This is a genomic window from Methylomagnum sp., assembly GCF_054333355.1.
In genome coordinates, this window is the sequence record NZ_JBTEKS010000377.1 from 1 (window position 1) to 4,144 (window position 4,144).

The following is a 4,144-nucleotide window of genomic DNA, read 5'->3' on the forward strand; positions in this document are numbered from 1 at the left end:
GAATCGGAATACCTGCATTAAGCCGTGGAGAACCTCATGATAATTAACGGCGTACACATCGACGCCACCTTCGCCGAAGCCTTCCCCATGAGGGCCACGCGGGTCGTCATCACCGCCCAGAATATGAAATGGGCCAGAATCGCCGCCCAGGCGATGACCGGCTTCGGCACCTCGGTCATCGCCTGCGGCTGCGAGGCCGGCATCGAGCGCGAACTCGACCCCAGCGAAACCCCGGACGGACGCCCCGGCATCGCCGCGATGATCTTCGCCATGGGCGGCAAAGGTCTCGCCAAGCAATTGGAAACCCGCGCCGGGCAGTGCGTGCTGACCGCGCCCACCTCGGCCCTGTTCGCGGGACTGCACGAGGGCGACCCCATCGCCTTGGGCAAGAACCTCCGCTTCTTCGGCGACGGCTTTCAAAGTTCCAAGCGCATCGGCGGGCGGCGTTACTGGCGGGTGCCGGTGATGGACGGCGAATTCCTGTGCGAGGAAACCACCGGCATGGTGAAGGCCATCGGCGGCGGCAACTTCCTCATCCTGGCCGAATCCCAGCCGCAAGCCCTGGCCGCCTGCGAAGCCGCCATCGAAGCCATGCAGAAAGTCCCGAACGTCATCATGCCCTTCCCCGGCGGCGTGGTGCGGTCCGGCTCCAAGGTCGGCTCCAAATACAAGGCGCTCAACGCCTCGACCAACGACGCCTTCTGCCCGACGCTCAAAGGCCAGACCAAAACCGAACTCAGCCCCGAAATCGAGTCGGTGATGGAAATCGTCATCGACGGCCTCACCGAAGCCGACATCAAGCAGGCCATGCGGGTCGGCATCGAAGCCGCCTGCGGTCTGGGCCGGGAAAACGGCATTCACCGCATCAGCGCGGGCAACTACGGCGGCAAGCTCGGGCCGTTCCTCTTCCACCTTCAGGAGATCATGGCATGACGGCGCTCAGCTTCACGCTCAAGACCCCATCCCAGCAGCGCATCGACGTGGCGCCGCTGACCCCGGACGCGCTGGCCGGAAAATCCGTCGCCGACATTGGCGCGGTGCTGCTGCAAACCGGCAACCGCCAAGTCCGTGCCGACGAGTTGTTCGCCATCGAGGGCGAGGACGCCAGCCAGATCATTTTCCGGGGCGCAACGGGCAAGCTGGATTTCATCGGCAAAGCCATGACCCAAGGCGCGATCAGCGTTGAGGGCGACGCGGGTAGCTATCTCGGGATGCAGATGAAGGGCGGGCGAATCACCGTTTCCGGCCATATCGACGCCTACGGCGCGTGCGAGCTGCGCAACGGCGAAATCCTGATTGGCGGCAACGCGGGGGATTTCCTCGGCGCTTGCCTGCCCGGCAACAAGAAGGGCATGGCGGGCGGCGTGGTCATCGTCAAAGGTAACGCGGGCGACCGGGTGGGCGACCATCTGCGGCGCGGGGCGATTCTGATTGAGGGCGACGTGGGCGAGTATCTCGGCTCGCGCATGACGGCGGGCACGATTGCGGTGCTGGGTAAGGTTGGCCCGAACATTGGCTTTGCGATGGGGCGCGGCACCTTGTTATTGGCCCAAGCGCCGGTGATTCCCGCCACGTTCAATGATTGCGGCACGCATACGCTGGGGTTTATTCCGCTGTTGCTGAAAGGCTTCGCGGGGTTGGATACCCGGTTTGCGGGGATGTCCGACAGCCTTAAGCGGGTGCGACGGTATGCGGGGGATATGTGCGGGTTGGGGAAGGGGGAGATTCTCGTCGCGCAATAAAAGACTTTTTAGCTCTTAAAACCCCGGTATTGTTTGAACAACACCGGGGTTTTTTATTGCTCAATTTCAGGTATGGAATGGGTGAAGCTTTAACGAAACTCGTGCCCTCGGGCTAGGCGACTGATTGGCTACCGAAAAGAATTATCCTTGATAGCCGATGCTCTCAAGATGACGCTCGGCAGTTTCTCCTAAGTACGACCGAATTACCGTAAAAAATGGCGACCAGCGCCGCTGAAAATAGTGCTGTGTCAAGCTAGGTAAGGCTTGATTGGTAGGGATGCCTCGCTGTCGTAGTTGTTTTTTGGCATGTTCAAGGCTACGAATAACCCGCAGTCGATCTTGACATAAACGGTCGCAATTCAAATTAAGAATACGGATGGTATTTTCAACCAAAGCAGCGGTATCGCCGCAATGGTTGGGTTCAAAGACCGGAACCGAAGCACAAATTTCCACATTCGCCCGAAGTTTCCCCGTGCCGAGATGGATGGCAAACAAGTTGGGAAACGCCGCGAGTTGTAAAGCATTCAGCAGCCAGCCTTCGCAAGCCGCCGATAACCCGCCTTTCTGGCTCAGGTAATTTTTGTGCTGGTCACAACTGAGATTATCAGGAAGAGGCTCCAGATAAGCAGGCGAATAAGGATTAGAGCCGCCATCGCAAACGGCCAGCAGATTATTCCAATCCAATGCCCAGTTATGCGTGCCACCGTTATCCGATTTGGGGTGAAAGTGTTCGATTTGCTGGGTTTGGTTGGTAATATCAGCTTCACAATAAGCGCATAACCCGCCTTGGTCGTTTACCGCTGTCCGTTTAATTTCCGTATACGTATCCTTGCCGCTGGAAGCTGCATCATTTCGCATTTGTTCCCAAGTTGAGCGGGGATTCGCATTTCGGTAGTCCATTAATTTTGCGGGTTCCATTCCTTTTTCGATCCGCTTCACTCCGCCAACTCCCACTGGCGATTTTCGATATATAAATCCAATTCCAATAGTAGCGGCTCGTTTTGGCGGAAATGGGCGTCCAGTTTTTTTCGCAAACCCACTGCTTCGATGGACTCCCATTGGTTGTCGTATACCAAATCCCGGTATCTGAATAACTTCCGGGTAAACTCGTTCTCCAATGGGCGTGACTCCACGCCGAAAATCTGTTTCAGTACCCGCGCCGATTCCGCCCCTTCCGTTCCCGGTGTTGCACCGAATACCCGGCCATCATGGATGATGCGGATACATTCAGCAGGCACGGTGGAAAGCACTTGCGGGCTATGGGTGGTGACGATGAATTGGGATTTCGGGAAGGTTTCTAGCAATTGTTTCAATATCCGTTGCTGCCATTCCGGGTGTAGGTGTAAATCTACTTCGTCGATTAATACTATGGCTTCGGTATTCAGCGGGTCGTTGATACCGCTGCCGGGCGGGTTAGCCTCCACCATGCGGCGGGCTATGTCGGTGACTAGGGCGAGGGTGGTGCGGTAGCCGTCGCTGAGTTGTTTTAGATCGAGAGGAATGTAGTGGTCGCCGTCTTTCCAATCGACCATGAAACGTAATGGGTCGAGTTCGGTGCGGGGATTTTTGAATTCTGGGAAAACTCGGGTAATAGCTCGACGCACACAATCTAAACTGGCATCACTATAATCTAGGGATTTATTTGCTTTTATCCCTCGGGCTTCTTCATTTTCCTTGGCATGAAACCAAGCAAATGCTGTTTTGAAATTTACTGCCGGATTTAAGGCATTGGAGAGACTATGAAACCGGGTAAAGAATTCTTTGGATTCATAGGGTGTTAAAGATGTCTCAAAAACTGCTCGATTGGTTCCATAATAAGCCATTACTGGCATTTGGTAAGTTTTATCTTGATTTTCTGCATCTATTAGTTGATCTGAGAATTTTTTTATTTCGAGGAGAGAACTAGCAGCAGCAAACGCTCCTTGTTTTTTTATGGACTTGGCATGTTCTTTAGTAGTTTTTGAAGTATCCCGTAATAAATGACCGGACCACTCAATTTGAGGGTCATAGCCGTTATCAGATGATCCTCGCTTAAGGATATTAAGCTCTGTTTCTATATCTGCGATACCATAAAAACATAAGGCAGGAAAAGGCTTGTTAGTGACAGGATCAATCCGAATATCCGCGATGCTAGCTCGTTTATATCCCGCCTTTGCTATAGGTAATTGCTCCAGAAACTTCTTGAATAACAACAAAATCCCATCCAAAACCGCCGTCTTCCCCCTCCCATTCCCCCCCACCAGCACTGTCAACCGATTATCAAACTCCATTTCCAAATGCTCAAAGCACCGGAAATTATCCAGCACAATCCTTTTCAGCTTCATCGTCCTATCTCCCAAACCCACACGTCATCGGATAGCGCCGATCCCGCCCAAACGCCCGCTTACTGATCTTCACCCCCG

At 54.4% G+C, this 4,144-nt stretch carries 4 protein-coding genes; 2 read left to right on the forward strand and 2 right to left on the reverse strand.

Features of this window, described 5'->3' with window-relative positions:
• Positions 1-36: 36 nt before the first annotated feature.
• Together fhcD and ACXWUF_RS19595 are read left to right on the forward strand one after the other, a co-directional pair.
• Positions 37-933, forward strand: coding sequence for a formylmethanofuran--tetrahydromethanopterin N-formyltransferase (gene fhcD / locus ACXWUF_RS19590; protein WP_458496267.1), 897 nt, complete (start codon positions 37-39; stop codon positions 931-933).
• A complete protein-coding gene (locus ACXWUF_RS19595) occupies positions 930-1,742 on the forward strand; it encodes a formylmethanofuran dehydrogenase subunit C (RefSeq protein ID WP_458496268.1) in 813 nt (270 codons plus the stop codon). The genes fhcD and ACXWUF_RS19595 overlap by 4 nt, the downstream gene beginning before the upstream one ends.
• A gap of 141 nt (positions 1,743-1,883) precedes the next feature.
• On the opposite strand, the gene ACXWUF_RS19600 is transcribed toward ACXWUF_RS19595, so the two are convergent.
• Entirely contained in the window at positions 1,884-2,681 is a 798-nt protein-coding gene (locus tag ACXWUF_RS19600) for a retron system putative HNH endonuclease (RefSeq protein ID WP_458496269.1), read from the reverse strand.
• Entirely contained in the window at positions 2,678-4,066 is a 1,389-nt protein-coding gene (locus ACXWUF_RS19605) for an AAA family ATPase (protein WP_458496270.1), read from the reverse strand. Before ACXWUF_RS19605 ends, ACXWUF_RS19600 begins: the two co-directional genes overlap by 4 nt.
• Positions 4,067-4,144: the final 78 nt, after the last annotated feature.

What these genes read in the sequence shown, in the direction of transcription:
- fhcD (WP_458496267.1), top strand. Translation starts at nt 37, where the DNA reads ATGATAATTAACGGCGTACACATCGACGCCACCTTCGCCGAAGCCTTC.
- ACXWUF_RS19595 (WP_458496268.1), top strand. Translation starts at nt 930, where the DNA reads ATGACGGCGCTCAGCTTCACGCTCAAGACCCCATCCCAGCAGCGCATC.
- ACXWUF_RS19605 (WP_458496270.1), bottom strand. Translation starts at nt 4,066, where the DNA reads ATGAAGCTGAAAAGGATTGTGCTGGATAATTTCCGGTGCTTTGAGCAT.